This window comes from Micromonospora sp. NPDC005161 (assembly GCF_053599855.1).
Genome location: NZ_JBSFYQ010000028.1, coordinates 1 through 26,701, shown reverse-complemented (window position 1 = coordinate 26,701; position 26,701 = coordinate 1). Strand labels below are relative to the sequence as shown.

General features: G+C 72.1%; 25 protein-coding genes, 2 tRNA genes and 1 pseudogene. 16 read left to right on the top strand and 12 right to left on the bottom strand.

What is annotated here, in order from left to right; translation table 11 throughout:
* Window position 1: 1 nt before the first annotated feature.
* From ACWD5O_RS24355 to ACWD5O_RS24345, 3 genes are read right to left on the bottom strand one after another with little or no spacing between them, the layout of a single operon-like run.
* The gene (locus ACWD5O_RS24355; RefSeq protein WP_450086652.1) at window positions 2-886 is read right to left on the bottom strand and encodes an ABC transporter permease; all 885 of its coding nucleotides are present in this window, start codon (window positions 884-886) and stop codon (window positions 2-4) included.
* Entirely contained in the window at window positions 876-1,655 is a 780-nt protein-coding gene (locus tag ACWD5O_RS24350; protein WP_450086651.1) for an ABC transporter ATP-binding protein, read from the bottom strand. Before ACWD5O_RS24350 ends, ACWD5O_RS24355 begins: the two co-directional genes overlap by 11 nt.
* Complete coding sequence (locus ACWD5O_RS24345; protein WP_450086650.1) at window positions 1,652-2,716, bottom strand: ABC transporter substrate-binding protein; 1,065 nt, start codon at window positions 2,714-2,716, stop codon at window positions 1,652-1,654. Before ACWD5O_RS24345 ends, ACWD5O_RS24350 begins: the two co-directional genes overlap by 4 nt.
* 241 nt (window positions 2,717-2,957) lie before the next feature.
* Between ACWD5O_RS24345 and ACWD5O_RS24340 the strand changes: the two genes are divergently transcribed.
* Genes ACWD5O_RS24340 through nudC form a run of 3 tightly spaced genes read left to right on the top strand, consistent with a single transcriptional unit; the run spans window position 2,958 to window position 6,608 of the window.
* On the top strand, window positions 2,958-4,268 hold the full coding sequence (locus ACWD5O_RS24340) for a M16 family metallopeptidase (protein ID WP_450086649.1): 1,311 nt from the start codon (window positions 2,958-2,960) through the stop codon (window positions 4,266-4,268).
* The gene (locus ACWD5O_RS24335) at window positions 4,265-5,614 is read left to right on the top strand and encodes a M16 family metallopeptidase (RefSeq protein WP_450086648.1); all 1,350 of its coding nucleotides are present in this window, start codon (window positions 4,265-4,267) and stop codon (window positions 5,612-5,614) included. The genes ACWD5O_RS24340 and ACWD5O_RS24335 overlap by 4 nt, the downstream gene beginning before the upstream one ends.
* Before the next feature lie 34 nt (window positions 5,615-5,648).
* Window positions 5,649-6,608 (top strand): NAD(+) diphosphatase, encoded by a 960-nt coding sequence (nudC, locus tag ACWD5O_RS24330; RefSeq protein ID WP_354963720.1) that lies wholly within the window; start codon window positions 5,649-5,651, stop codon window positions 6,606-6,608.
* Window positions 6,609-6,733: 125 nt separating this feature from the next.
* Here nudC and ACWD5O_RS24325 read toward each other — a convergent pair whose 3' ends face one another.
* The 3 genes from ACWD5O_RS24325 to ACWD5O_RS24315 form a co-directional block, all read right to left on the bottom strand.
* Window positions 6,734-7,009: a hypothetical protein gene (locus ACWD5O_RS24325; RefSeq protein WP_354963721.1), complete on the bottom strand. Its 276-nt coding sequence runs from the start codon at window positions 7,007-7,009 to the stop codon at window positions 6,734-6,736.
* A 213-nt stretch (window positions 7,010-7,222) separates the two neighbouring features.
* Window positions 7,223-7,462 (bottom strand): DUF397 domain-containing protein, encoded by a 240-nt coding sequence (locus tag ACWD5O_RS24320; RefSeq protein ID WP_450086647.1) that lies wholly within the window; start codon window positions 7,460-7,462, stop codon window positions 7,223-7,225.
* A 74-nt stretch (window positions 7,463-7,536) separates the two neighbouring features.
* Entirely contained in the window at window positions 7,537-8,517 is a 981-nt protein-coding gene (locus ACWD5O_RS24315) for a helix-turn-helix domain-containing protein (RefSeq protein WP_450086646.1), read from the bottom strand.
* A 215-nt stretch (window positions 8,518-8,732) separates the two neighbouring features.
* Here ACWD5O_RS24315 and ACWD5O_RS24310 point away from each other — a divergent pair, with 215 nt between their 5' ends.
* Entirely contained in the window at window positions 8,733-10,028 is a 1,296-nt protein-coding gene (locus ACWD5O_RS24310; protein ID WP_450086645.1) for an MFS transporter, read from the top strand.
* A 67-nt stretch (window positions 10,029-10,095) separates the two neighbouring features.
* Here the strand turns inward: ACWD5O_RS24310 and ACWD5O_RS24305 are convergent, their stop codons facing one another.
* Window positions 10,096-10,338: a mycoredoxin gene (locus tag ACWD5O_RS24305; RefSeq protein ID WP_139582276.1), complete on the bottom strand. Its 243-nt coding sequence runs from the start codon at window positions 10,336-10,338 to the stop codon at window positions 10,096-10,098.
* A gap of 92 nt (window positions 10,339-10,430) precedes the next feature.
* On the opposite strand from ACWD5O_RS24305, the gene ACWD5O_RS24300 reads away from it, so the two are divergent.
* The 3 genes from ACWD5O_RS24300 (at window position 10,431) to ACWD5O_RS24290 (ending at window position 13,467) form a co-directional block, all read left to right on the top strand.
* Entirely contained in the window at window positions 10,431-12,596 is a 2,166-nt protein-coding gene (locus tag ACWD5O_RS24300; protein WP_450086644.1) for an ATP-dependent DNA helicase UvrD2, read from the top strand.
* Between the two features lie 124 nt (window positions 12,597-12,720).
* On the top strand, window positions 12,721-12,969 hold the full coding sequence (locus tag ACWD5O_RS24295) for a hypothetical protein (protein WP_354963726.1): 249 nt from the start codon (window positions 12,721-12,723) through the stop codon (window positions 12,967-12,969).
* 132 nt (window positions 12,970-13,101) lie between these two features.
* The gene (locus ACWD5O_RS24290; protein WP_074314263.1) at window positions 13,102-13,467 is read left to right on the top strand and encodes a WhiB family transcriptional regulator; all 366 of its coding nucleotides are present in this window, start codon (window positions 13,102-13,104) and stop codon (window positions 13,465-13,467) included.
* A gap of 388 nt (window positions 13,468-13,855) precedes the next feature.
* Here ACWD5O_RS24290 and ACWD5O_RS24285 read toward each other — a convergent pair whose 3' ends face one another.
* From ACWD5O_RS24285 to ACWD5O_RS24275, 3 genes are all read right to left on the bottom strand, one after another.
* Window positions 13,856-15,202, bottom strand: coding sequence for an ABC1 kinase family protein (locus ACWD5O_RS24285; protein ID WP_354963727.1), 1,347 nt, complete (start codon window positions 15,200-15,202; stop codon window positions 13,856-13,858).
* Window positions 15,199-16,311, bottom strand: a complete 1,113-nt coding sequence (locus tag ACWD5O_RS24280; protein WP_450086643.1) for a hypothetical protein — start codon at window positions 16,309-16,311, stop codon at window positions 15,199-15,201. The genes ACWD5O_RS24285 and ACWD5O_RS24280 overlap by 4 nt, the downstream gene beginning before the upstream one ends.
* Before the next feature lie 209 nt (window positions 16,312-16,520).
* Window positions 16,521-16,688, bottom strand: coding sequence for a DUF5679 domain-containing protein (locus ACWD5O_RS24275; RefSeq protein ID WP_007464795.1), 168 nt, complete (start codon window positions 16,686-16,688; stop codon window positions 16,521-16,523).
* A gap of 514 nt (window positions 16,689-17,202) precedes the next feature.
* Here ACWD5O_RS24275 and ACWD5O_RS24270 point away from each other — a divergent pair.
* The gene (locus tag ACWD5O_RS24270) at window positions 17,203-17,733 is read left to right on the top strand and encodes a M48 metallopeptidase family protein (RefSeq protein WP_450086642.1); all 531 of its coding nucleotides are present in this window, start codon (window positions 17,203-17,205) and stop codon (window positions 17,731-17,733) included.
* Window positions 17,734-17,942: 209 nt separating this feature from the next.
* Complete coding sequence (locus ACWD5O_RS24265; protein WP_450086641.1) at window positions 17,943-18,551, top strand: hypothetical protein; 609 nt, start codon at window positions 17,943-17,945, stop codon at window positions 18,549-18,551.
* 94 nt (window positions 18,552-18,645) lie between these two features.
* On the opposite strand, the gene ACWD5O_RS24260 is transcribed toward ACWD5O_RS24265, so the two are convergent.
* Window positions 18,646-19,935, bottom strand: a complete 1,290-nt coding sequence (locus ACWD5O_RS24260) for a zinc-dependent metalloprotease (protein ID WP_354963731.1) — start codon at window positions 19,933-19,935, stop codon at window positions 18,646-18,648.
* A gap of 115 nt (window positions 19,936-20,050) precedes the next feature.
* Here ACWD5O_RS24260 and ACWD5O_RS24255 point away from each other — a divergent pair, with 115 nt between their 5' ends.
* The 7 genes from ACWD5O_RS24255 (at window position 20,051) to ACWD5O_RS24225 (ending at window position 26,562) form a co-directional block, all read left to right on the top strand.
* Window positions 20,051-21,064, top strand: coding sequence for a YlbL family protein (locus ACWD5O_RS24255; protein ID WP_450086640.1), 1,014 nt, complete (start codon window positions 20,051-20,053; stop codon window positions 21,062-21,064).
* Between the two features lie 97 nt (window positions 21,065-21,161).
* Window positions 21,162-24,158 carry a UPF0182 family membrane protein gene (locus ACWD5O_RS24250; protein ID WP_450086639.1) on the top strand — a complete coding sequence of 999 codons (2,997 nt, stop codon included), beginning with the start codon at window positions 21,162-21,164 and terminating at the stop codon, window positions 24,156-24,158.
* A gap of 182 nt (window positions 24,159-24,340) precedes the next feature.
* Entirely contained in the window at window positions 24,341-24,850 is a 510-nt protein-coding gene (locus tag ACWD5O_RS24245) for a SigE family RNA polymerase sigma factor (RefSeq protein WP_450086638.1), read from the top strand.
* Window positions 24,840-25,760, top strand: coding sequence for a hypothetical protein (locus tag ACWD5O_RS24240; protein ID WP_450086637.1), 921 nt, complete (start codon window positions 24,840-24,842; stop codon window positions 25,758-25,760). Before ACWD5O_RS24245 ends, ACWD5O_RS24240 begins: the two co-directional genes overlap by 11 nt.
* Before the next feature lie 84 nt (window positions 25,761-25,844).
* A tRNA-Met gene (locus ACWD5O_RS24235) sits at window positions 25,845-25,918 on the top strand.
* Between the two features lie 157 nt (window positions 25,919-26,075).
* Window positions 26,076-26,152: transfer RNA gene (locus ACWD5O_RS24230), tRNA-Met, on the top strand.
* A 158-nt stretch (window positions 26,153-26,310) separates the two neighbouring features.
* Window positions 26,311-26,562: a hypothetical protein gene (locus ACWD5O_RS24225; RefSeq protein ID WP_089019121.1), complete on the top strand. Its 252-nt coding sequence runs from the start codon at window positions 26,311-26,313 to the stop codon at window positions 26,560-26,562.
* Window positions 26,563-26,614: 52 nt separating this feature from the next.
* On the opposite strand, the pseudogene ACWD5O_RS24220 reads toward ACWD5O_RS24225, so the two are convergent.
* A pseudogene (locus ACWD5O_RS24220) lies at window positions 26,615-26,701 on the bottom strand (phosphomethylpyrimidine synthase ThiC); the annotation flags it as partial.

Genomic DNA, 26,701 nt, shown 5'->3' with positions numbered 1-26,701 from the left:
GTCACTGACCAGCCTGGTCCAGCACACCCCAGCGGCGCCGGATCGCCTTGTCCGCCGCACCGAACGCGGCATCCACGACCAGGCCGAGCACCAGGATGACGATCATGGTGGAGAGCAGCCAGGGCGCGTCGGACAGCTCGCGGGAGTAGGTGAGCTGGGCGCCGAGGGAGGTCTGCGAGATGCCGACTACGATCAGCTCGCCGGCCATCAGGCTCCGCCAGGAGAAAGCCCAGCCCTGCTTGAGCCCGGCGACGATCGCCGGCAGCGCGGCCGGTGCGATCACGTACCGGTAGAGGTTGAGCCCTCGGGCGCCCAGGTTGCGGCCCGCGCGCAGGAGCAGCGGCGGCACGTAGTCCACGCCGGAGATCACGCCGTTGGCGATGGACGGCGCCGCGCCGAGCACCACCACGAAGAAGATCGCCTTCTCGCTCAGCTCGAACAGCAGGATGGCCAGCGGAAACCAGGCTATCGACGGCATGGTCTGCAACGCGGTGATCATCGAGCCGATGGCGGCCCGGAGCACCGTGGACCGGGCCACCGCCAGGCCCAGGAGCAGGCCGACCGCGACCGAGAAGATGTACCCGACGGCGGCCCGGCGCAGCGTGGTGAGCAGGCCCTCCCAGAGCTGTGGGCCCTGGGCCTGGGTCAGCAGTTCGCGGCCGACGACCAGCGGCCCCGGCAGCGAGTACGACGGCTTCCAACCCGACCAGACCACCAACTGCCAGGCCGCGATGACGATGGCCAGCGCGGCCAGCTTGGGCCAGGTGGCGGCCCAGACCCGGGTGCCCCGGGAGATCTCCTTCTCCCGGCCGGCGATCTCCAGCGCGTCGAGGCCGGAGATCTGCGCGTCGGTGCGCGCCGTGCTGGTGAGGGTGTCACTGGCCATGGCGGCCCACCTCCGTACGGAGCCGCTCGGTGACCTCGGCGGCGATGGCGGCGACCTCGGGGGAGTCGATCCGCCGTGGGCGCGGGATGTCCACAGTGGTGGAGTAGATGATCCGACCGGGTCGGCTGGAGAGCAGGATGATCCGGTCGGCCAGCCGGGCTGCCTCGCGGACGTTGTGCGTCACGAAGAGCACCGAGAGTTTGCGCTCGGACCAGATCCGTTCCAGCTCGTCGTGCAGGATGTCCCGGGTCATCGCGTCCAGCGCGCCGAACGGCTCGTCCATCAGCAGCACCGGGGTGTCCAGGGCCAGCGTGCGGGCCAGCGCGACCCGCTGCCGCATCCCACCGGAGAGCTCGTGCGGGCGCTTGCGGCCGAAGTCGGCCAGGTGCACGGTGCGCAGCAGCTCCGCCACCCGCGCGCGCCGCTCGGCCCGGGGCAGCCCGCGCAGCTTCAACGGGACCTCGACGTTGCCGTCGACGGTCAGCCAGGGAAAGAGCGCCGGCTCCTGGAACATCAGCCCGGGGCTGGCGTCGCCGGCCAGGGCGATCCGCCCACCGCTGGGCCGGTCCAGCCCGGCGACCAGGTTGAGCAGGGTGCTCTTGCCGCAGCCGGAGGCGCCGACCAGGCAGACGAACTCGCCCGGCGCCACGTCCAGGGACACGCCGTCCAGGGCCAGTACGGCGTTCCCTCCGCGTCCGTACACCTTGGTCACGTCGGAGAGCGCGACCGCGGCGGTCGCGCTCCCCGGCGCCGTCGTGGTCGACGTCATGGCTGGATGACCTCGGGCTTGCCCTGCGCCTTGAGCGCGTTGTTGAGGTACGTCAGGTCGTACAGGCCCTTGAGGTCCACCGGGTCGGTCAGCTTCACCTCGACGGCGTGGTCGAGCCCGGCCTTGAGGGAGCTGGGGATCGGGTCGTTGGTGAACTCCAACGTCGTCCACGCCTGCTTGATCAGCTTCAGGTCCAGCGGCTTGCCGGTGATCTTGCCGATGGCGTCGGAGATGGCCTGCTGGGCCTCGTCCGGCTTGCTGTTGACGAACTCGTTCGCGGCCACCTGGCCGTCGACCAGCTTCTGCACCACGTCCGGGTGTGCCTTGAGGAACTTCGTGCTGACCAGCAGGTTGGTGATGACGAACTTCTTGTCCGGCCAGAGGTCGCGCTCGTCGACCAGCACCTTGCCGCCGGCGTTGACCAGCCGGGAGACGAAGGGCTCGGGCACCCAGGCGGCGTCGATCGCGCCGCTGTTGAACGTCTCCACCGTCTGGGCGTTCTCCTGCGGCACGATCTTGACGTCGCCGCCGCCCTCCTTGGTGGTGGTCAGCCCCTGCTGCTTGAGCCAGTAGCGGACCGCCACGTCCTGGGTGTTGCCCAGCTGCGGGGTGGCGACCTTCTTGCCCTTCAGGTCCTGCGGGCCGTTGATGCCGGGCTTGACGACCAGCGCCACGCCACCGGAGGCGGCGCCGGAGACGACCCGGACGGCTTCACCCTTGGACTTGGAGAACGCGTTCACGGTCGGGTTCGGACCGATGTAGGTGGCGTCCAGCGCACCGGAGAAGACGGCCTCGATGGCGGCCGGGCCGGCGTTGAACGTCTTCGGGTCCAGCTTCACGTTGGCGCCGAGCTTCTCGGCGAAGATGCCCTTCTCCACGCCGACGACCGCCGGCGCGTGGGTGATGTTGGGGAAGTAGCCGAGGCGCAGCGTCACCGGGCCGGAGCCGCCGCCCGCGGCCTCGCTGTCGTCGCCGCACGCGGCGGTGCTGCCCAGGGTCGCCGCGCCGACCACGGCGAGGGTGGCCAGGCTGACCATCCGGCGCAGGGGGAGACGTCTCATCGTCCGTCCAATCCGCAGTATTCCTACTTACTTGGTAGGAAGATTGGGGCAGGTCACACGCAGCGTCAAGACTCATCCACATGCCGGGACAGCGCGTCTCAGATATGTCGGCATCTCCCACCAATTTGCTAGGGCATCTGAAGCTCGGGCCGGAAGGCGCCGCCCCTGGTGGCCGATCCGGTGGAGGCGGCTCCGCGGAGGTCGCCGGTGGTGGAGGTGCCGACGCGCTAGGGTCGATCCCGTGGCGGCGCGGAGATCCAGAATTCCAGCGACGAAGTACCCGGTCGAGCGGTTCACCCTCGACAACGGCCTGCGGGTGGTGCTCACCCCCGACCGCAGTGCTCCGGTGATCGGGGTGGCAGTGGTCTACGACGTGGGCATCCGCTCCGAGCCGGAGGGGCGCACCGGCTTCGCCCACCTCTTCGAGCACCTGATGTTCCAGGGCTCGGAGAACCTGGAGAAGCTGGCCCACTTCCGGCACGTGCAGGGCGCCGGTGGCACCTTCAACGGTTCCACCCACCTGGACTACACCGACTACTTCGAGACGCTGCCGAGCAACGCGCTGGAACGCGCGCTGTTCCTGGAGGCGGACCGGATGCGCGGCCCCCGACTGACCGAGGAGAACCTGCACAACCAGGTCGACGTGGTCAAGGAGGAGATCCGGGTCAACGTGCTCAACCGGCCGTACGGTGGCTTCCCGTGGCTGACGCTGCCGCCGGTCATGTTCGACACCTTCCCGAACGCGCACGACGGCTACGGCTCCTTCGACGACCTGGAGTCGGCGACCGTCGCGGACGCCGCGGACTTCTTCCGTCGCTACTACGCCAGCGGCAACGCGGTGCTGGCGGTCAGCGGCGACATCGACGTGGCCGAGGCGACCGAGCTGGTCACCCGCCACTTCGGCGACGTGCCGGCCCGTCCGGCGCCGCGGCGACCCTACTTCACCGAGCCCGACCTGACCGCCGAGCGGCGTACCTCGTACACCGACGCGCTGGCGCCGCTGCCGGCGGTGGCCGGCGCCTGGCGGGTGCCGGATCCGGTCACCGACTTCGCCGCCTACCTGCCGTACGTGGTGCTGGCCGAGGTGCTCACCGACGGCGACGCGTCGCGACTGGTCGAGCGGTTGGTCCAGCGCGACCGGACGGTGACCAGCCTCGGCGGATACCTCGGCTTCATGGGCGACCCGTTCGACGTGCGCGACCCGACCGCGCTGCTGCTCCAGGCGCACCTGCCGCCCGGTGGTGACGTGGACAAGGTGCTGCGCACCATGGACGAGGAACTGGAGCGGCTGGCCACCGACGGGCTGACCGAGGGGGAACTGGCCCGGACCCAGGCCCGGATGGCGACCCACCTCCTGCGGGACACCGACGCGGTGCTCGGCCGGGCGCTGCGGATGGCCGTCCTGGAACAGCAACGCGGCGAGCCGGGTCTGCTCAACGATCTGCCCCGGCTGGTCGGCGAGGTCACCGAGGAGCAGGTGCGCGCCGCCGCGGCCACCCTGCGCCCGGAGCACCGCGCCGCCGTCGAGGTCATCGCCGGAGGTGCCCGATGAGTTCCGCCACCACCGTCCCCACCGGGCCGCGTACGCTGCCCCCGCTCGGCCCCACCCGCAAGCTCAAGGTGCCCAAGCAGGCCGAACGCACGCTGCGCAACGGCCTCACCGTGATCGCCGTACGCCGGCCCGCCGTGCCCCTGGTCGAGCTGCGGCTCTGGGTTCCCTTTGGCCGGGCCCAGCTGGCCCGCGGCGCGATGCTCTCGCAGACGATGCTCTCCGGCACCGAATCGATGACCAGCGTGCAGATCGCCGCCGAGTTGCAGAAGGTGGGCGGGGGCCTCTCGGCGGGCGTCGATCCGGACCGGCTGATGCTCTCCGGCGCCGGCCTGGTCACCGGGCTGGACCGGATGCTGGAGCTGCTGGCCGAGGTGCTGACCGGGGCCAGCTACCCCAGCGGGGAGGTGGCCACCGAGCGGGACCGGCTGGTCGACCGGATCCAGGTGGCGCAGAGCCAGCCGGCGCACCTGGCCCGGGAGGCGCTGCTGAAGCGGATCTACGGCCGCCACCCGTACGCGACGCAGACGCCGGAGCCGGGCCAGATCCGCGCCGTCCGACCGGCGGCGCTACGCACCCTGCACACGGAGCGGGTACACCCGGCGGGCGCGCAGTTGGTGCTGGTCGGTGACGTGCAGCCGGAGAGGGCCCTGGACGCGGCCGAGCGGGCCCTCGGTGGCTGGGCCGGCGCGGGGCGCACGGCCGAGCTGCCGGCCACCCCGCCGCTGGAGTCGGGGCCGCTACTGCTCGTCGACCGGCCCGGCTCGGTCCAGTCCTCGGTGCGGATCGCGCTGCCGGCCGTGCCGCGCACCGATCCCGACCACGCCCCGCTGCAACTGGCCAACCTGATCTTCGGCGGCTACTTCTCCTCCCGGTGGGTGGAGAACATCCGCGAGGACAAGGGCTACACGTACGGCCCGCACTCGGTGATCGAGCACTCGGTGGCCGGGTCGGTACTGGTCGCCGGCGCCGAGGTGGCCACCGAGGTCACCGGTCCGGCGTTGCTGGAGACGACGTACGAGCTGGGTCGGCTGGCGTCGCTGCCGCCGAAGCCCGAGGAACTGGAGCAGGCCCGCCAGTACGCCCTCGGCACCCTCCAGCTCGGCATGTCCACCCAGGCCGGGCTGGCCGCGTTGACCAGCGCGTACGCCGGCAACGGCCTGCGCCTGGACTTCCTCGCCGAGTACGCGTCCCGGCTCGCGAAGGTGACCACCGACGACGTCGCGCGGGTGGCGGCCCACCACCTCGCGCCAGCCCGGGCGGCGGTCGTGGTGCTCGGCGACGCCGAGCGGGTCGCTCCGGGGTTGGCCGCGCTGACCGCGGTCCGGACCGAGCCGGTGCGGCAGTGAGCCGGACGTCCGCGCCGGCTGCGGAGGGTGCGGCGTGAGTGGGGAGACGGCGCCACCGCTGGCCCGGTCCACGCTGGACCGGGCCGCGCACCGGCGGGGCGATTCGCGGTGGCTGACCGAGGCGTGGTTGCGTGCCCGGGTGCTGCTGCTCGACTCGACGGACGAGGGGCGGACGCTGGCGCACACCGACGCGTCACCTCCGGCGCTGGTGCTGTTCGGGGCGGCGGACGTGCCGGTCGGGTCGGAGTCGATCGCGATGTTCCTCGGTGTCGAGCCGGACGGGGTGCCGGTCTTCGCGGTCGACACGCCGCTGCCGGTGCTGCCGGGCACCCGGGCGGTCAGCCTGCGCGAGGTGGGGCATCTGCTCGGCGACCGGGAGGCCGGCCTCTTCACCACCGCGCTGGCGCTGGTCAACTGGCACACCCGGCACGGCTACTCGGCGGCCACCGGAGCACCGACCGAGATGGACGAGGCCGGTTGGTCCCGGGTGGACCGGAACGGCGGGCGGATCTGGCCGCGTACCGACCCGGCGATGATCGTGCTGGTGCACGACGGCGTCGACGGCCCGGACGGGCGCTGCCTGCTCGGCAACAACGCCGGCTGGCCAGGGACCCCGGGCGGCCGGCGCTACTCCTGCCTGGCCGGCTACGTGGAGCCGGGGGAGTCGGCGGAGGCCGCCGTGCTGCGCGAGGTCCGCGAGGAGGTGGGCATCGGGGTCGAGCGGGTCGGGTACGTGGGCAGCCAGGCGTGGCCGTTCCCCGGTTCGCTGATGCTGGGCTTCCTGGCCACCGCCGACCCGACCGATCCGGTGCAGGTCGACCCGTCCGAGATCGCGTACGCCCGCTGGTTCACCCGGGGGGAGATCGGGGCGGCGCTGGCCGGGAAGACCGTGGATGTGGGTGACGGGGCCCAGTTGATCCTGCCGCCGCCGTCGTCGATCGCGCTGTTCCTCATCCACCGCTGGCTGGACGGCTGGGTGGACGCCGACCGGTGAACACGGTCCCGGCCCGTGGCCGCCGTTGCCGCGGCGGTCACGGGCCGGGAACACGGGCCGTCGTGGTCGGCTGGGGCGAAAACGCGGCGGGGGAGCCGTTCCGACCACGACGGACGTCTCGTGGGTCAGGTGCTGGTGCGGCCCGGTCTGTGTCGGAACGTGGGTCGGGCTTCGCCCAGCGGCAGGACCTTGACCCGTTGCCTGCCGGCGCGGACCGCGCCGACCGTGGCGAGCGCCCGGGCCAGCAGCAGTGCGGCGTCCCGGTCCTCGGCGTGCACGATCTGGCGGCGTGGCTCGGGGGCGGTCGTCTCGTCGCGGAGTCGATGGCCGTCCGCCCAGGCGGCGGCGATGTCCCCGTCGGCGACGGCGCGGATGTCGGTGCGAACGATCAGGAACCGCATGAGGGTCTCCGGATGAACCGCGACGAATGAGTCGGTGTGGAAGTTCCACGTACTCGATCGCCATGTTACGCCGCGTGTTCGTCCCAGCAACTGAAACGCGCCTATTGGTTTCGAGCCTCGTCCGATCGGCGGATGCCTGGTCAGCGGGGTCGGCGGTGGGTAACGCGACGGGGCCGCCGGCAGCGCGCCGACGGCCCCGTCCCGGTCACCGGATCAGTTCGGATCGAACTGGCCCTTCTTCGCTCCGGCGATGAAGCCGAGCCATCCCGCCCGGTTGAACAGCAGCACCGGGCCACCCCGGTCCTTGCTGTCGCGCAGCGCGACCGCGGACGAGCCGGTGCCCAGCGGAGCGACCTCCACGCAGTTGGAGGTCTGGCTGCGCGTGCTGGTACGCCACGGGGCGTCCGACAGCCGGTGGGCGGGTACAGACGGCGTGTTGCGGATGTCGTTCATGGTTCTGCTCCTGATGTGAACCGCTCCGATGGGACAAGTGGTGCCGCACGCCCCGACGGAGGGTCCCCCGTGGATCACCGTTCCGTCAGCCGCCCCGAGGCCCGGCGGCGTTGGGGCGGCGCCGTTGCCGGCCCGAACGCCACTGTGGAAGGGGGCGCCACCTCGGTCAGCCGTCCCGTCGCCTCGATCAGCCAGGAGAGGGTGTCCGAGGCGGTAAGTGCCGCCGTGCATAGCCACTCGAACACCACTTTATAGCGATTTAGCGCGATTGCCTCGGTCGACATGACGTCGGTGAACCCCCCTTCGATGGTCAGCGTCTCCGGATCGAGCGGATCGGCGAACCGGTAGAGGGAGAACGCGGTCGGCGGGAGGTACCAGTTGCCGATCTGGGTGTCCCGGAGCAGCACGTGCAGCGTCACGTTGGGCAGCAGCGCCAGCTCGCACAGCTGGCGAAGTTGCTCGTGCAGCACCTCGGGCGGGCCGGCCCGGCGACCGAGGGCCGCCTCCTCCAGTACGGCGGTGTAGCGGGGCGCGTCGGGCTCCCGGGTGAGCAGCGTCTGGCGGGCCAGCCGTGCCTGCACCTCGGTCTCCGGCTCCTCGCCCGGCTCCGGCTCACCGGCGCCCTCGGCCACCTGACGGGCCGAGACGATCCGGACCTGCGCGTACCCGGGGGTCTGCAACAGCCCCGGCACCAGCACCGGGTTGTACTCGGAGATCTCCGCGCAGCCCGCCTCCAACTCGGCCCAACTGCGCTGCTGCTGCGTCATCACCGGGAAGTTCTTCAACCAGCCCCGCATGTCACCGGCCTCGCCGGTGATCCCGAGCAGCTCCTCGTGCAGTGCCGCGTCGGCACCGTAGAGGTCGAGCAGAACCCCGACGTCCTGCGGGTCGGGTCGGCTGCGCCCGTTCTCCAGCCGGGACAGTTTCGACGCGGAGGCCCAGCCGATCCGCTCGATGACCTGGTCGCCGGTGAGGCCTGCGGCCTCGCGCAGGCGGCGCAGCTCTGTGCCCAACCGGCGACGACGCAGGATCGGGCTGGGTGCGGCAGGAGGCACGTGTCCTCTTTCCCGTCGACCGCCGCAGACGCGACGGTAACTGTATGAAATTCGCCCCCCACGGTCAGTATGGACGGCGCGGCCGGCGTCGGAGGTTCCGGCGGGGGCGTGTCTTGCGAAAAATGGACCTTTGGTACGCCGACCACGGCGCGCCCCGAGGTCGCGGCCCCGTCGACCACGCCCGCCCGGGCGCGCCATCCCCGCCGGAGGGACCCATGCGCAGCGTCCTGCGCCGACCCGACTTCCGTCTGCTCTTCGGGGGCCTGCTGGCCAGCATGACCGCCGAGTCGATCCTGCTGCTCGCGCTCGCGATCTGGGTCAAGGACCTGACCGGCTCCGACGGGCTCGCCGGCGCCACGATCTTCGCCGTCGTCGCCCCGATGACGCTCGCGCCGCTGGTCGGCTGGTTCGTCGACCGCTACCCGCGCCGGCCCTTCTTCGTGGCCGCGAACCTGGTCACCGCGGTGCTGCTCACCCCGCTGTTCACCGTCCGGGACGCGGGCGACGTCTGGCTCGTCTACACGGTGGCCGCCCTGTACGGCCTGTCCTACATCACGCTCAGCGCGGCACTCAGCGGGCTGATCCGGCAGCTGGTGCCGGTTGAGCTGCTGGCCGAGGCGAACGGCGTGCTGCAGACCGTACGCCAGGGGCTGCGGCTGGTCGGCCCGCTGGTCGGTGCGGCGCTCTACGCGGCGGTCGGCGGGTGGGCGCTGGCCGGGATCGGCGTGGTCGGATTCCTGACCGCTGCCGCCGTGGTGACCGCGCTGCCCACCCCGCAGCCGGCGCCGCCGACGGTACGGCTGCGCTGGCCGGCCGAGCTGGGTGCCGGGCTGCGACACCTGGCCGGCGAGCCGGCCCTGCGCCGGGCCCTGCTCGGCTACGGGCTCGGGTCGCTGGTGATGGGCTTCAGCGAGTCGCTCATCTTCGCCTACGTCGACCAGGGGCTGGGCCGGGACGCCGCGTTCGTGGGTGTGCTGGTCACCGTGCAGGGCGTGGGTGGGCTGCTCGGCGGGCTCTGTTCGCCGGCGCTGGTCCGCCGGCTCGGCGAGGTCGGCACGCTGGCCGCCGGGGTCGCGTTCTTCGGGCCGGCCGCGCTCGCGCTCGCGTACCCCGATCTGCGGCTCGGTTTCGCCGCGGTGCTGCTGGCCGGCGTCTCGCTGCCGCTGACCATGGTGGGGCTGCACACGCTGATCCAGCGGCGTACCCCTCCCGGGCTGGTCGGCCGGGTCGCCGCCGCCACCGAGGCGGTGGTCAGCGGACCGCAGGCATTCTCCATCGGCGCGGGCGCACTGCTGGTCGGGTTCCTGGACTACCGGGCGCTGTTCGCGCTGGTCGGGGTGGCCACCCTGGTCGCCGGCGGCTACCTCTGGCGGGGCCGGCACCTCAGCGCGCCTTCCGGCGCCCGCCCGCCCACACCGCCGCCCGGCCCGACCCTTCCGGCGCAGCGACGCCCGGCGGACGACGCGGACCAGCAGGTGGTGACCGGGAGCCACCGGTCGCCGCGCCGGTGACGGATACCGGACACGACGAGCGGCCGCCCCGATCGGGGCGGCCGCTCGTCGGAAATGACCCGGCCGGTCAGGCGGTGAGGGTCTCCAGGTGCTGCTTGACCTGGGTGATCGAGGGGTTGGTCAGGGCGCTGCCGTCGGCGAAGCGCAGCGTCGGCACCGTCTGGTTGCCGCCGTTGACGCTCATCACGAACTCGGCGGCCTTCGGGTCCTGCTCGATGTCGACCACCTCGTACCCGATGCCCTCCCGGTCGAGCTGCGACTTCAGCCGGTGGCAGTAGCCGCACCAGGGGGTGGAATACATCGTCAGCATGGTCGGGCCCTCCAACTCATCCGCCGCCGGCTTGCGGATCAAGCCGAGGCTGTTCGCTGCAACGTTCGGGACAGCTGCGATGATTCCTGGTTGTGGCGGTTCACTCAGCGTCGGAAAGCGTGCTCGCCGGGCTGGACCCGGATCAGCGCTCCGCGGTGACCGCACCCGCCGGCCCGGTCTGCATCCTGGCCGGCGCCGGCACCGGCAAGACCCGCGCGATCACCTCCCGGATCGCCCACCGGGCGCTCTCGGGTGAAATCTCCCCCCGGCACGTGCTCGCGGTCACCTTCACCGCCCGGGCCGCCGCCGAGATGCGAAGTCGACTCACCGTCCTGGGGGTGGGTGGTGTGCAGGCGCGGACCTTCCACGCCGCCGCACTGCGCCAGGTGCGCTACTTCGCGCCCCGGCTGCTGGCCGGCCGGGCCATGCCCGAGCTGCTGGACAGCAAGGTGCGGCTGGTCACCCTCGCCGCGGCCCGGGTGGGCCTGCGGACCGACCGGGCCGCCGCGCGGGACCTGGCCGGCGAGATCGAGTGGGCCAAGTCGTCGCTGGTCGAGCCGGGGGACTACGTGGTCTCGGCCGCCCGGGCGCTGCGCGACACGCCGCACGAACCGACGAAGGTGGCCGAGGTGTTCACCGCGTACGAGCAGCTCAAGCGCTCGAACGGCGTGATCGACTTCGAGGACATGCTGCGCGCCGCGGTGTGGGGCATCGAGGAGCACCCGGACGTCGGCGAGCAGGTGCGCGGCCAGTACCGGCACTTCGTGGTGGACGAGTACCAGGACGTCAACCCGCTCCAGCAGCGGTTGCTGGACGCCTGGCTGGGCGGCCGGAACGACCTGACCGTGGTCGGCGACGCCAGCCAGACGATCTACTCGTTCACCGGGGCGACCTCGGCGTACCTGGTCGACTTCCCGCGCCGGCACCGGGGCGCCGCCGTGATCCGGCTGGTTCGGGACTACCGCTCCACCCCGCAGGTGGTCGGGTTGGCCAACGCGGTGATCTCCCAGGCCCGGGGCGCCGAGGCGCGGCTGCGGCTGGAGTTGAGCGGGCAGCGCCCGGCCGGCCCCGAGCCGGATCTGCGGATCTTCACCGACGAGCCGGCCGAGGCCAATGCCGTGGCCGCCCGCTGCCGCTCCCTGATCGACGCGGGCACACCGGCCAGGGAGATCGCCGTCCTGTTCCGGACCAACGCGCAGTCCGAGGCGTACGAGAAGGCACTCACCGAGGCCGCGGTGCCGTACGTGGTGCAGGGCGCGGAGCGGTTCTTCGAGCGGGCCGAGGTGCGCCAGGCGATGGTCGCGCTGCGCGCCGCCACCCGGTCGATCCCGGGCGAGACCCCGCTGCCGGCCGCCGTCGTCGAGGCGCTCACCGCGGTCGGTTGGGCCCCGGACGCGCCCCCGGCCGGTGGCGCGGCCCGCGAGCGGTGGGAGGCGCTGGCCGCGCTGGTCCAGCTCGCCGAGGAGTACGCGGCCACCCCGGAGGTGGTGCCGATCGGCGAGGCGGCGGCGGTCGAGCGGCCGGTCACCCTGGCCGACTTCACCGAGGAGCTGGCCCGTCGGGCCGCCCAGCAGCACGTGCCGACCGTGGACGGGGTGACCCTGGCCTCGCTGCACTCGGCCAAGGGGCTGGAGTGGGACGCGGTCTTCCTGGTCGGCCTCGCCGAGGGCACCCTGCCCACCACGTACGCCAAGACCGTCGAGCAGGTCGAGGAGGAACGCCGGCTGCTCTACGTCGGGATCACCCGGGCCCGGCAGTGGCTCTGGCTGTCGTACGCCGCCGCGCGCTCGCCGGGCGGACGGGCCCGGCGGCCGTCGCGGTTCCTGCCCCAGCTGGACCGCTCCGGCGGGACCGAGCGGGCCACCGGTGGCGCCGGTCCGGCCCGCCGCCCCGAACGGCGTCGGACCCAGATCGTCTCCTGCCGGATCTGTGGCGCCACCCTGCTCGCCGGCCCGGATCGCAAGCTGGGTCGTTGCCCCACCTGCCCGTCCGACATCGACGATGAGCTGCACGAACGGCTGCGCGAGTGGCGACAGCGGGTGGCCGGGGCGCAGAAGGTCCCCGCGTACGTGGTGTTCACCGACGCCACGCTGGTCGCGCTGGCCGAGCGACGGCCCGGCCGGCCGGAGGAACTGATCGCGATCGCCGGCATCGGCCCCCGGAAGCTGGGCCTCTACGGCGAGTCGGTGCTCGCGCTGGTGGGGGGCGCGGGAGTGGACGACGTCTGCCCGGAGAAAACTTTCGAAATCTCGTCGTAAATTCGTTTGCCCTCGCCCCGGCGCGAGGAATAACCTCAGGACACACCACGCGAGCGGCGCCATTCCGGCTGCTCACGGGGGGTCGGTCCGGTCGATATACGAGAACGTGAGGGAGGTGGTACCCGTGAGGATCTTCACCTATGAGCGTCTGGCGGTGATGCCAGCTGTCCACGCTCCGTTGTCGGCTGTCCGGGTGGCCCTCGCGGCCGCACGACCGTCGGTTCCGCAGGTGCACCAGGTTCAGGCCGAGCTGAACCTGACTGTCGCCCCCATCGGAGTCGAGGGGACCAGTGGCTTCACGGGCATGGCCATCCAGGGCGCCAAGAAGCGCACGGATGTCCGCGGCGTTCCACCTCGAGGTAGACCGGTCTGACCATCAGACACCGGCTCACCTCGAGGCCGCGGAACCCGCTTACCGGGATCCGCGGCCTCAGTTTTTTGCCCCGCCGAAGTACGTCGGAATGCGATCCATGAGATCGAAGTGTGAGAGAGAGGTGACCGGGCGATGAGTCTGGCGTTGGCCCCCCTCGACGTGAGCGTCGAGATGGAGGCGAACCTGCCCTGCCGGAAGTTCGACCCCGACCTGTGGTTCTCCGACTCGCCTGCCGAGCTCGAGCTGGCCAAGTCGCTCTGCGGGGACTGCCCGCTGCGCGTCGAGTGCCTGGCCGGGGCGGTGGAGCGAGCGGAGCCGTGGGGCGTCTGGGGCGGCGAGATCTTCGAGCGTGGCGCGGTTGTCCCGCGCAAGCGGCCCCGTGGCCGCCCGCGCAAGGAGGACGTCGCACGTGACGCCGCGCTCCGGGTCGAGGCCGAGGCGCGCCTGGCGGCCAGTGGGCTGTCCGAGGTGCGTGGCGCGGTCCGGCTGGCAGCCTGACATGTTCCCGATCCGTACCAACTACGCCGGTGTCGCACCGGCAGCGAGTGAGAAGACGACCATGCTGCACGTACCGACTGGAGCTTTCGAGATGCAACTACTCAACGAAGCGTTGTCCCGGGCTCGAATGCGCCGGCCTCAGGCCGGTCGTACCACCACGAGCACTGAGGCAACCCGATCCGCCCGTACCGTCGCCATGAACAGCCGCAACCAGTCGGCACGCGACCTGGGCGTTCTCTAGTACCACCCACGCAGAAAGGGGCGGGTGCCACCGGCACCCGCCCCTTCGCCATGCAAGGAAGGGCACCTTCTTAACGCCTGCGGTAGAGGAAGGGCCCCTTCTTAACAACCGGTGCCGGATGGCACCCGCCCTTCTTGGCGTGCGTGCTCAGGCGACCGGGGCGAAGCCGGGCAGCCAGCGCTCCAGGATGCCGCGGTACGGCGCCTTCGCCTCCAACTGGCAGAGCACCCCGATCGACCCGAGCGTCACCCGGTGGATGAGCAGGTACGACGGCGGCAGGTTGAGCTGCCGGCTGAGCTGGTAGGTGGGGGAGCGGGGGCTGGCCAGCCGGGCCGCCTCGGCCCGCAGCCAGGCCCGGGTGAAGCGGAACTCGTCGGCTGCGATGGGCTCCAGCATCGGACGGAGGAAGTCCAGCACCGCCTCGCCGTCGATCTCCTCGGTGGAGCTGACGAAGCCCTCCGACCGCAGCCCCGCCACCACCCCGTCGGCGTCGTTCCGCAGGGCCAGCGCGGCGATACGACCGATCGGCTCCGGCGTGCCCTCCGGCATCCGGGCCACCGCACCGAAGTCGATCACCCCGAGCCGGCCGTCGGGCAGTATCCGGAAATTGCCCGGGTGCGGATCGGCGTGCAGCAGCCCGGCCCGCTGCGGTGCGGAGAGGTGCAGGGTGGCCATCAGGCGGCCGGCCTCGTCCCGCTGCTCCTCGGTGCCCTCGCGGATGATGTCGGCGAGGGGTGTGCCCGTCACCCACTCGGTGACCAGCACCCGAGGCGACGCGGAGACCACCGCCGGGATGTAGATCTCCGGGTCGTCGGCGTACGCGGCGGCGAAGGTGCGCTGCGACTCGCCCTCCAGCTCGTAGTCCAGCTCCTCGGTGATCCGTTCGCGCAGCTCGACCAGGAGCGGCTTGACGTCCAGGCCGGGCTGGATGGCCCGGAACATCCCGCCGAGCCGGGAGAGCTGCTTGAGGTCGGCGAGCAGCGCGTCACCGGCGCCCGGATACTGGATTTTGACGGCCACGTCGCGGCTGTTCGGCTCGCCCGAGGGGCCGTACCCGGGCTCACGCCACCGCGCCCGGTGCACCTGGCCGATGCTGGCCGCGGCGGCCGGGGTGTCGTTGAACTCGACGAACCGGTCCCGCCAGTCCGGGCCGAGCTGCTCGGTCAGCACCTTGTGCACGCTGGCGACCGGCAGCGGCGGAGCGGCCTCCTGGAGCTTGGTCAGCGCCTGGCGGTAGGGGGCGGCGATCTCCTCGGGCAGCGCCGCCTCGAAGACCGACAGGGCCTGGCCGAACTTCATCGCACCGCCCTTGAGCTGGCCCAGCACGCTGAAGAGCTGCTCGGCGGTGCGCTGCTGAATCTCCGCGGAGATCACGTCGGAGGCGAGCCCGGTGACGCGCTTACCCATGCCGAGGACGGTCCGACCGGCGAAGCCGAGCGGCAGAGCGGCGAGTTTGGCGGTCCGGGACACGGCCCGGCGCGGGATGTCGGTCACTCGGTCATTGTTACCGACCGGAGGCCCCCGCTGCTGCTGTGCCGCCGGGCTGGTGCCCACACTCGGCTCGGCGAGCACCCGCACGCCGGGTGCGGCGGCCAGCCCCGGCGGCGAAACCGGCCCGGCCCGGTGACCTCCGTGGCACCGCCCAGCGTCTCCGGGTTGCCGCCATCGAGTTGCGCGAGCGCCTCGGCCAGCGCGTACCCGGTGGCCGCGAGCAGTGTGCCGGTGGCGCCGGCGGCGGCCGGCTCGGCGGCCGCGAGTTGGGCGGCGAGCCGCGGCCAGTCCGGGTCGCGGTCGGCCCGGTGCAGCTCCACGCAGTGCAGGCAGGGCCCGGCGGGTGGGCGGACCAGCGGCCCGATCACCGGTACGCCCTCGCGCAGGGTGACCAGCAGGTGCGGCTGGCGGCGTTGGGCGAGACCGGCGGCGAGTAGCGGCGGCGGGCGGTCGGTGCCGAGCTGGATCACCAGGTCGATCCGGGCGGTGCGACCCGGTTGGGTGCCGGTGCCCGGTGCGACGCGGTCGACCGCGGCCCGTACCGCCGGAGCGAGCGGGTCGCCCAGCTCGGCGGCCGGGATGCCGGTGCCGACCAGGTCGATGGGGCGCACCGGACCGGTGAGGTGTGGGATCACCTGTCCGACGCCGGACTGGGCCAGCGCCACCGCCAGGGGCGCGCCGAGCGCTCCGGCCCCGGTGAGCAGCACCCGGGCGGCCTGTCGTCGGCGCAGGCACTGCGCGGGGGTGCCGGGTAGCCGGCCCGCGGCGAGGGCCAGCGCGCCGGCCTCCGCGGCGAGCCGGGCCCGGACCGGCCCGGTCAGCTCGCGGGGGAGCAGGCTGTGCCCGGGCATCAGCAGGCACGCCGTGCGCAGGGCGTCGAGCAGGTCGAGTGCCTCGTCGGTGGTGACCCGGGCGGTGGCCGCGTGGGCCAGCACGGCGCGCTCGCTACGGGTGCCGTCCAGCAGGTCGAGCAGGTGGGCGGCGCGCGGGTTGGCCAGCTCCAGCAGCACGGCGGGCCCGGGGCCGACGCCGAGTTGGAGGGTGTGCCGGTCCCGCCAGAGCCGGCAGAGACCGGGCAGCAGGGTCGGGCGCGGCAGGGCGGTACGACTCATGATGACGAATCGTGACCGCGTCCCTGCGCTCGGTCGATCGTTGTCCACAGGTGGTCGGGCGGCTGTCCAGCGCTGTCCACAGGATTCGCCGGGTTATCCACAGCCCGCCGGTACGCGTGTCGGGCACCCGACAGACCGTGGATGACCTCCGGAACGGCAACGGGGGCGGGGTGGCCGTCGGCCACCCCGCCCCCGATTACCCGTACGCGTCAGACCTTGGCCTTGCCGAGGATGCGGTTCACTGTTGTCCCGCAAACCGGACACTTGCCCTTGGCCATGTTCATTCCGGTCTTCGAGACCTCAACGTGCCCCTCGAAGTCCCGCTTCTCCTTGCACTTCACGCAGTAACCGTTGTAGGTCTGGGCCTGGTCGGCCACGGTGCCCTCCTCGTCTCGTCCGCCGGTCAATGCCGTCCCGGCGGGGTGCCCGGCGGCGGGCCACACGGGGCGCCGGCGCTGGGTCTCACTCCGCGGCCACCTTCGTGACCGCTGGTTCGCGGACCCTACCCAGGTCTGGGCAGTTCCATGTCAGCTGTGCATCGACACTGTGAGCAAGTCGACGTCGAGAGTGTGCATGGCGAATTAGGTCGGATAAGTCAGTTTGGCGGGGACACGCCGACCAAACCCTCTCAGCCACCCGTGCGGGTGCCCCCGCCGCGGCACCGAGCACGGTGATCACCTACGGTGGAGGGGTCCCCGGAGAGGGCCGCCATCGGTGTTCACGAAGGGTGACGAGATGGCGCAGCGGCGACCCGGCCAAGAAATTTTCGGGACGCCCAGCGACCAATCACCATTTTTTGGGCGCGTGTCGCGCGGTTGACCCTTGCGGACCCCTGGTCAGTACGCATTAGCTTTCCTTCGTGACACGTAGCCGAGGCTGCGCGGGCCAGTGATGGCGGGGACGCGCAAGCCGGTCGTCGAGGTGCGGCGCAGCCAGCGCCGACGACGCACGGTGTCTGCGTACCGCGATGGTGAGCGGGTCGTCGTCCTCATCCCGGACCAGTTCTCCCGGGCCGAGGAGAGCGAGTGGGTCGACCGGATGCTCGCCCGGCTCGCCGCCCGGGAGGGCCGGCTCGCCCGCTCGGACGCGGAGCTGCTGGCCCGGGCCACCCGGCTGATCGACCTCTACCTCGCCGGGTACGGCGCCAAGGCGGTGCCCGCCAGCGTCCGGTGGGTCACCAACCAGAACGGCCGGTGGGGCTCCTGCACGCCCGCCGATCGCAGCATCCGGATCTCGCACCGCGTGCAGGACATGCCCGAGTGGGTCATCGACTACGTGCTGCTGCACGAGCTGGCCCACCTCATCGTGCCCAGCCACAACGCCCGGTTCTGGGCGCTGGTCGGCCGCTATCCCAAGGCGGAACGAGCCCGCGGCTACCTCGAAGGCGTGGCCGCCACCTCCTGCGCCCCCGTCGCCACCTGACGCGGGGTCGGGGCCTCCGTGATCGACTCGGTTTCCTTGATGTCGCGGTGTCCCGGGCCCTCGGACAGCGCGACATCCTTGAAACCGAGTGGATCATCAGCCCAGCCCAGCCCAGCCCAGCCCAGCCCAGCCCAGCCCAGCCCAGCCCGGGCGGCCGGGGCGGCGTAGGCCGGGCCAGGTGGTCGGGCCGGGGGCGCTAGGGTCGGGATGTGGCACGACGGGTGGTGGTGGCGTTGCTCGGGCCGGTGCACTGGTCGCCGCCCGGCATCGACCTGGCGGACTGGCGGGCAGCGCTCGCCGAGGACGTCGTCGACCTGCTCGCCACGCTCAACGAGGTGGAGGTCGCCGTCGCGGTGACCCCGGCCGACCGGTCGTTGGCGGACGCCGTGGTCTGGCCCGGCACCACCGTGTACGAGGTGCCCGAGCCGACGCCGACCGCGGTGTTCGCCGCGCTGGACGGCTACGAGCAGGCGGCGGTGCTCGCCGGTGACGTGCCCGACCTGCCCGCGCTGACCGTCGGCAAACTGCTGCGCCCGCTCACCACCCGGCCGGTCGCGGTCGCCCCGGTGGAGGGCGGCGGCCCGGGCCTGCTCGGGGTGGCCGTGCGACTGCCCGTGGCGGGTTGGCTACCGAAGCTGGACCTGGACGTGGCGACACCGGCCGACGCGCGGGCCGGTGCCCCCCGACCCGGCGACGTTGCCGTCACGGCCGGGTGGCGTCGGCTACGCGGGCCTGCCGACCTGGCCACCCTGGACCCGGCGTTCGAGGGTTGGGAAGCCACCCGCGCCCTGCTCTCCGGCTCCGGCCGACCGGCCTGACCCGCTGGCCAACCTGGCCGCGGGGCCTGCGTGACCCGCTGGCCGACCGGCCGGGTGCCCGCCGTCGATCGGTGCGGGCACCCCGGCTCTGTCGTCAGGGCTTGGCGTCGCCGTCGGTGTCGCTGTCGTCCTGCTGGCCGGGAGCCTTCTCCTCGGCCCCACCCGGCGCGGTGAAGTCGAAGTTGTCCAGCTCGCTCAGGTCCCACTCGTTCATGGCGAAGGCGACCGGGTCGGCGAAGTCGTCGTCCGACGGGAGAAGGTCCGGGTGGCCCCAGACCGCGTCCCGGCCGGCGATGCCGCGATGCTCGGTGAGCGCGGCCCACAGCGCCGCCGCCTCGCGCAGCCGGCGCGGGCGCAGTTCCAGACCGACCAGCGCGGCGAAGGTCTGCTCGGCCGGACCGCCGGCGGCCCGGCGGCGGCGGAACGCCTCGCCCAGCCGGACGACGTTGGGCAGCCGGTCGCTGGCGGCGCTGTCCACCACGTGGCACACCCAGCCCTCGACCAGGGCCAGCGCGGTCTCCAGTCGGGCCAGGGAGGCCTTCTGCGCCGGGCTGTCCTCCGGCGTGAAGATGCCCTCCAGGGCGATCGCCTGCATCGACTCCGGGTCGGTCGGGTCGACCCGCCCCATCGCCTCCTCGATCGCCTCCCGGTTGACCCGGATGCCCGAGGCGTACATCTCCACCGCGCTGAGCACGTGCCCGCGCAGCCACGGGACGTGCTGGAACAGCCGCTGGTGGGCGGCCTCGCGCAGCGCCACGTAGAGGCGTACCTCGTCCTCGGGCAGCTCCAGGCCCTCGCCGTACGCCCGGATGTTGGCCGGGATCAGCGCGGCCGTGCCGGCCGGACCGAGCGGCAGCCCGATGTCGCCGGCGGAGAGCACCTCCGCGGCGAGGGAGCCGAGGGCCTGCCCCAACTGCCCGCCGAAGAGCGCGCCGCCGAGGGTGGCCACCATCGACTGCATCGGGCCGAGCTGGGCGCGCGCCTCCGGCGGCACCAGGTCGCCCATCGCGCCGACCATCCGGCTGGCCACCGGGTCGCAGAGCTTGCGCCACACGTCCAGCGTCTTGAAGATCCACTCATTGCGGTTCCAGGCCACCGGGGACTGGATGCCGGAAGGCCAGGCCGAGGCGGGCTCCAGCCACAGGTCGGCCAGGCGCAACGCCTCTTCCACCGCGTTGCGCTCGTAGGGCGACACCGCCGGGTCGCCGGCGGCCGCCAGCTGGCTGGCCGCCACCTGCCGGGCCAGGTCCCAGTTGACCGGCCCGCTGCCCGGCGCGGAGAGCAGGTGCTGCAACTGCGACATGAACTGCTGCATCTGCGCGGGATCGTTGGGGTCTGGTGGTTGCCCACCCGGTAGCGCGAAACCGAACGGAATATCAGGCACGACGTCTACGGTACGCGCGCCGCGCCCCAGCTCGCCGCCGCTGGCGTTGCGCTGAGGGCGAAGTCGCGCGGCGCATCCGGCAACCGGGCCCCGAGCGGTCGGTACGCTCTGCCGCATGAGACGTCGTGGCCTGACGGTCCTGCTCGGTGCCCTGTTCACCGCCCTGCTGAGCATCGGGGTGCTCCGGGTGCCGATCCCGTACGTGGTGCTCGGCCCGGGCCCGACGGTCAACACCCTCGGCACCGCCGACGGCAAGGAGGTCATCCAGGTCTCCGGGCGGGAGACGTCCACCTCCGCCGGCCAGCTCCGGTTGACCACGGTGGGGGTGCAGCCCACGGTGCGGCTCCGCGGGGCGATCGCCGGCTGGTTCTCCGACGACGAGGCGGTGGTGCCGCGCGAACTGGTATACCCGCCGGGGGAGTCGACGGAGCAGGTCGAGCAGCGCAACGCCGAGGACTTCAAGGTGTCGCAGACCAGCGCCGAGACCGCCGCGCTCCGCGAACTGGGCTTCCCGGTGCAGGTGGTGATCAAGACGGTGGCCGCGGACGGCCCGTCCGCCGCGGTGCTCAAGGTCGGTGACGTGGTCACCTCGGTCGACGGTAAGCCGGTGTCGGTGGCCTCGAAGGTCACCGAGCTGGTCCGGGCCAAGCCGGCCGGCACGGCCCTGACCATCGGCTACACCCGCGACGGCGCGTCGGCCACCGCGACGGTGAACAGTCAGGAGCAGGACGGCCGGCCGCGGATCGGCGTCGAGATCGACCAGCAGCAGCCGCACCCGTTCACGCTCGGCATCGACCTGGAGGACATCGGCGGGCCGAGTGCCGGCCTGATGTTCGCCCTGGGCATCGTGGACAAGCTGACCCCGGCCGACCTCACCGGTGGGCAGGTCATCGCCGGCACCGGCACCATCGACGACGAGGGCAACGTCGGCCCGATCGGCGGGATCGCCCAGAAACTGGTCGGTGCGAAGCGCGCCGGGGCCAAGGTCTTCCTCGTGCCGGCGGACAACTGCGCCGAGGCGGTCCGCAATCCGCAACCCGATCTGCCGCTGCTGCGGGTGGGCTCGTTGAGCCAAGGGCTGACCGCGCTGGAGACGCTGCGGGCGGGGGGACAGCCGACCCGCTGCTGACGCGTGTGACCGTGCCCCGCCGCGTTCAGGAACACCCCGTACTCTGGGTGCCTGGTCGGAGCCGATCACACTCGAGCGTGCGGAGCCAACAGTGGTCATGCGTAGCAGCAGCCCCCTTCCGAGGATGAGCCGGCGCGGACGCGTCACCATCGCTGTCCTGGTCGGGGTGTTCGTGCTCTTCACCCTGCTCGGCTGGGGTGTGCAGGCGTGGACGGACTGGCTCTGGTTCGACGAGGTCCGCTACACCGAGGTCTTCACCGGCGTGCTGGTCACCCGGCTGCTGCTCTTCCTCGCCGTCGGCCTCGGCATGGCGGTCATCGTCGGCGGCAACCTGTGGCTGGCCCACCGGCTGCGCCCGCGGCTGCGTCCGCACTCGGTCGAGCAGGCGACCCTGGAGCGCTACCGGATGGCGCTCAGCCCGCGCCTCGGCACCTGGATCGCGCTGACCGCCGCCGTGGTCGGGCTCTTCGCCGGTCTCTCCGCGCAGAGCCGGTGGAACCAGTGGCTGCTCTTCCGCAACGGCGGCGACTTTGGAATCAAGGACCCGGAGTTCGGGGTCGACATCGGCTTCTACGTCTTCCAGCTGCCGTTCTGGCGCTACCTGCTCGGGGTCGCGTTCACCGCGGTGGTGCTGGCCGTGATCGGCGCGCTGGCGGTGCACTACCTCTTCGGCGGGGTCCGCCTCCAGGGCGTCGGGGACCGGATGAGCAACGCCGCCCGCGCCCACCTGAGCAGCCTCGTCGCGGTCTTCGTGCTGCTCAAGTCCGTCGCGTACGTGCTGGACCGGCGGGCGATGCTGCTGGAGTACAACGAGGGCGCCAAGCTGTACGGCGCCGGCTACGCGGACGTCAACGCGCTGCTGCCGGCGAAGGAGATCCTGGCCTACATCTCGATCGTGGTGGCGATCGCGATCATCGTGTTCTCCAACGCCTGGATGCGGAACCTGGTCTGGCCGGGCATCTCGCTCGCCCTGCTCGGCGTGTCCGCGGTGGCCATCGGCGGCATCTACCCCTGGGCGGTGCAGACCTTCGAGGTCAAGCCGAGCGCCAAGGACAAGGAGGCGCCGTACATCCAACGCAGCATCGACGCGACCCGGGCGGCGTTCGGGTTGGCGGTCACCGAGACGACCCCGTTCGCGGCGAGCAACCTCACCCCGCCGGCCAACCTGGCCACCGACACCTCGGTGGTGTCGAACGTGCGGCTGCTCGACCCGCAGTTGGTCAGCGAGACCTACACCCAGCTCCAGCAGGTGCGCGGCTTCTACGACTTCGGCCCGAAGCTGGACATCGACCGGTACGGGGTGAACGGCAAGACCTCCGACTACGTGGTCGGCGTCCGGGAGATCAACTACGGCGAGCTGACCGACCAGCAGAACACCTGGATCAACCGGCACACCGTCTACACCCACGGGTACGGGCTGGTGGCCGCCCCGGCGAACCAGGTGGTCTGCGGCGGGCAGCCGTTCTTCGTCTCCGGCTTCCTCGGCGAGCGGACCCAGGAGGCGTGCTCCTCGCAGACCGAGCAGATCCCGGCGAAGCAGCCGCGCATCTACTACGGCGAGCGGATGGCCGCCGACGACTACGCGATCGTCGGGCAGTCCGACCCGAACAAGAAGGCCGAGTTCGACCGGCCGGTGGGTGAGGGTGGCGGCGAGTCCTACACCTACACCGGCGAGGGCGGCGTGGAGATCGGCTCCTTCACGCGGCGGCTGCTGTACGCCATCAAGGAGCAGGAGTCGAACTTCCTGCTCTCCGAGGCGGTCAACAAGGACTCCAGGCTGCTCTACGTGCGCAACCCGCGGGACCGGGTGGAGAAGGTCGCGCCGTTCCTCACCCTGGACGGCGACCCGTACCCGGCGGTGGTGGACGGCCGGGTGCAGTGGATCGTCGACGGCTACACGACGGCGGCGACCTACCCGTACGCCGAGCGGGTCAACCTCCAGACCGAGACCACCGACGAGCTGACCAACCGGGGCACCTTCCAGCTGGCCCGGGAGAACGTCAACTACATGCGCAACTCGGTGAAGGCCACCGTCGACGCGTACGACGGCACCGTGAAGCTCTACGAGTACGACGACACCGACCCGGTGCTCAAGGCGTGGAACAAGGCGTTCGGCGGTGACCTGGTGCTGCCGAAGACGGAGATTCCGGTCGAGCTGACCGAGCACCTGCGCTACCCGGCGGACATGTTCAAGGTGCAGCGGAACCTGCTCACCAAGTTCCACGTGACCAACCCGGGTGACTTCTACTCGGCGCAGGACTTCTGGCAGGTGCCCAACGTGCCGGACGCGCCGGACAGCGGCCAGAAGCAGCCCCCGTACTACCTGTTCACCCAGTTCCCCGGGCAGGAGTCCCCGCGCTTCCAGCTCACCTCCGCGGTCACCCCGAACGGCCGGCAGAACCTCGCCGCGCTGATCTCGGGGTCGTACGTCGAGGGGCAGCCCCGGCTGGAGGTGCTGGAGCTGCCGGACCAGACCCGGGTCTCCGGCCCGGTGCAGGTGCACCAGCAGATGACCAACAACGCCAACATCCGCCAGCAGCTCAACCTGCTCTCCAGCAACCAGGCGCAGGTGCAGTACGGCAACCTGCTCTCGCTGCCGTTCGCCGACGGCATGCTCTACGTCGAGCCGGTCTACGTGAAGAGCAACCAGCAGGACGCGTACCCGCTGCTGCAGAAGGTGCTGCTCTCGTACGGTGACGGCGGCTCCTTCGTGGCGCTCGCCGACAACATCAACGACGGCATCAAACAGCTGGTCGAGCAGGGCAAGCGGGCCGGGCAGGGCGCACCGCCGCCCCCGATCACCGGGGGTAACCCGACCACGCCGCCGCCGAGCCCCGGCCCCGGCACCAGCACGCCGCCGATGACCGGCGAACTGGCCGACGCGGCGAACCGGGTGCAGACCGCCATCACCGAGGTCCGGGCCGCGCAGACGTCCGGGGACTTCGAGCGGTACGGTCGGGCGCTCAAGGCGCTGGACGAGGCGCTCACCGCCTTCCAGCAGGCGCAGCAGGCGGCCAACCCGCCCGCTTCGCCCAGTGGTAGCCCGTCGCCGAGCGGCAGCGCTCCGCCGCCGACCCCCAGCCCGGGCGGCTGACCTCGCCCCTCGGGAAGAACCTCTCGGAGCCCTCGTCGTCGGACCGCACCTGGTCGTGACGGCGAGGGCTCCGCCGTGTCCGCCTGTCGCCTCCCGGACACACCGCGGCCGGCCGGCCCGCAACCTGCGGCACCGGTCCGTCGTCCTGTCTGCAACGGGGTGCGGACGAGGGGGACCAGCCGATGAGGGACGCGCAGAGTTTCGACGAGTTGTACCGCGGCACGGCGCGGCGGCTGTTGCGGTACGGCTATGCCGTCACGGGCGACCACACCGAGGCGCAGGATCTGGTGCAGGAGGCGTTCGCCCGTGCCTGGCGGCAGTGGGCACGGCTGTCGACGCATCCGGCCCCGGAGGCGTGGCTGCGGCTGGTGGTGGCCCGGCTCGCGACGGACCGTTGGCGGCGCCTGCACCGCTGGCGGTCGGCGCTGAGTCGCACCGGACCACCGCCGGACGCTCCGGCGCCCAGTGAGGACGGCGTTCTGCTGGTTCGTGCCCTCCGCGAGTTGCCGACCGGCCAGCGGCAGGCGCTGGCCCTGCACTATCTCTTCGACATGTCGGTGGAGGACATCGCCCGGGAGGCCGACGTGCCGGTCGGCACCGTGAAGTCCTGGCTGTCCCGCGGCCGGTCCCGGCTGGCCGCGCTGCTGCCCGACCTCTCCACCGTGAAGCTGGAGGCGAACGATGTCAGCTGAACTCTCCGACCTCTACCGGTCGCTCGGCGCCGCTGTCGACGACCAGGAGCTCGCGCACCCCGGGCTGGTTCGGCGGCGCGCCGACCGGCGGGCCCGCGTCCGGGTCGCCAGCACCGCGCTCGCGGTGGCGGTGCTGCTCGGCGGGGTGGCGGTCGGCGGCCGGCTGGTGTTGTCGGCGGACGACGCCACACCGTTGCCGCCGCCCGCCGACACTCCCGGCCCGGTGCCGACCGGATCGACGCCACCCCCGTCCCTGTCCCCGTCGCCACCGTCGTCGCCGCCGGGCGGCACGCCGAGTGGTACGCCGTCGGCGCCCACAACGGGTGCGGGCACTCCCCGGCCACCAACCTCGATTCCGCACCGTGCCTTCTTCGTCCTGGCGGCCGCGAACCAGACCGGCCTGGAATCGCGGATCGACGGGGCGGCGCTGCCGGTGCTCTGCACGGCCGGTTATCCCAGCGAGTCCGCCGTGGCGCAGCGCCGCGGCCGGTACCTGGCCTACAAGCGGCCGGAAACCTCGCCGGGGTACGTGCCGGACGGCAGCTACCGGCACACCATCACCATCTACCGCCCGGGCCGTGCCGACGACGCCCTACGGGAGCTGCGGCGGGCCGTTCGCGACTGCCCCGAGCAGGAGCTGCCCGACGACGGCGCGAGGACCTGGCGGCAGCGGCTGCTCGACCCGGGCAGGTACGGGGACGAGTCGGTGCTGTTCGAGATGCGGGCACCGTTCCTGGACGCCAACGGCGAAGCGGACGGCGAGGAGGTCCGGTTGGTCCGGGCGGTCCGCATCGACGACGTGGTGACGGTGCTCTGGGAACAGGGCTGGGAGGGCACCTCCGCCGAACGTGCCCCGTTCGATGCCGACAGCCGGCGGGCGGTCGCGGCGATCGAGGACTGGCTCGGCTGACGGCGGCCTCGGTGAGCGGGTGGGTGGCGGGATGTGGGTCGCTTTGCGGTGCCCCGGGTCGGTGCGCTACGGTTATCGAGCCGACGCGGGGTGGAGCAGCTCGGTAGCTCGCTGGGCTCATAACCCAGAGGTCGCAGGTTCAAATCCTGTCCCCGCTACGAGAGGCACAGATCGACAGCCCGTTTCCGGTTCGCCGGAGGCGGGCTGTCGACGTTGTCGGGTACGTGTGGGCGGCGGACCGGTGGTCGTGCCAGGCCTCGAGTGGCGACCCCGCCGATCATCACCGGAACGGATGGGTTAGGGTTAACCAGTCGACGCGGGGTGGAGCAGCTCGGTAGCTCGCTGGGCTCATAACCCAGAGGTCGCAGGTTCAAATCCTGTCCCCGCTACCACTGAAGGTGCACGTCAAAGCCCGGCCCCCAGATCGTGGGGGTCGGGTTTTTTTGGGATCCCGCACAGGCGCGGTCTGGTGTGGGCGGCGGCGACGTAGGCCGCATGACTGGGCGTGGACAATCGTGCCGAGGTTGCGTCCTTCGGCGAGGATGGGGACATGTCTTCATTCGGCAAGTGGTGGGGCCGGCTCAGCGCGGTCCTCGGTGCGGTCGTGCTGGCGGTGTTCGTGCCCGTCGCGGCCTGGGCGTCCACGGGCACCGGCGAGCTGGTGGTGGAGGCCGCCCGGCGGCGGTCCCGCGGCGGTGGCTTCGGTTTCCTCGGCCTGCTCTGCTGCCTGGTGGTGGTGGCGATCATCGTGTTCCTGGTGCTGCGGCTGACGCGCAACCGCCGGGGCGGTCCGCCGCGCTGACCCGGGCGTTGCCGCCGTGCCCGGCCGGTCGGCGGCTCGTCATCACCGGCGCCTCGTGGTGCGCCAGGCACCAGGCCGCCATGATCGAGCCGCCCCGGGAGACGATCCCGGTCACCCGGTTCACCGCGAGCGGCACGAA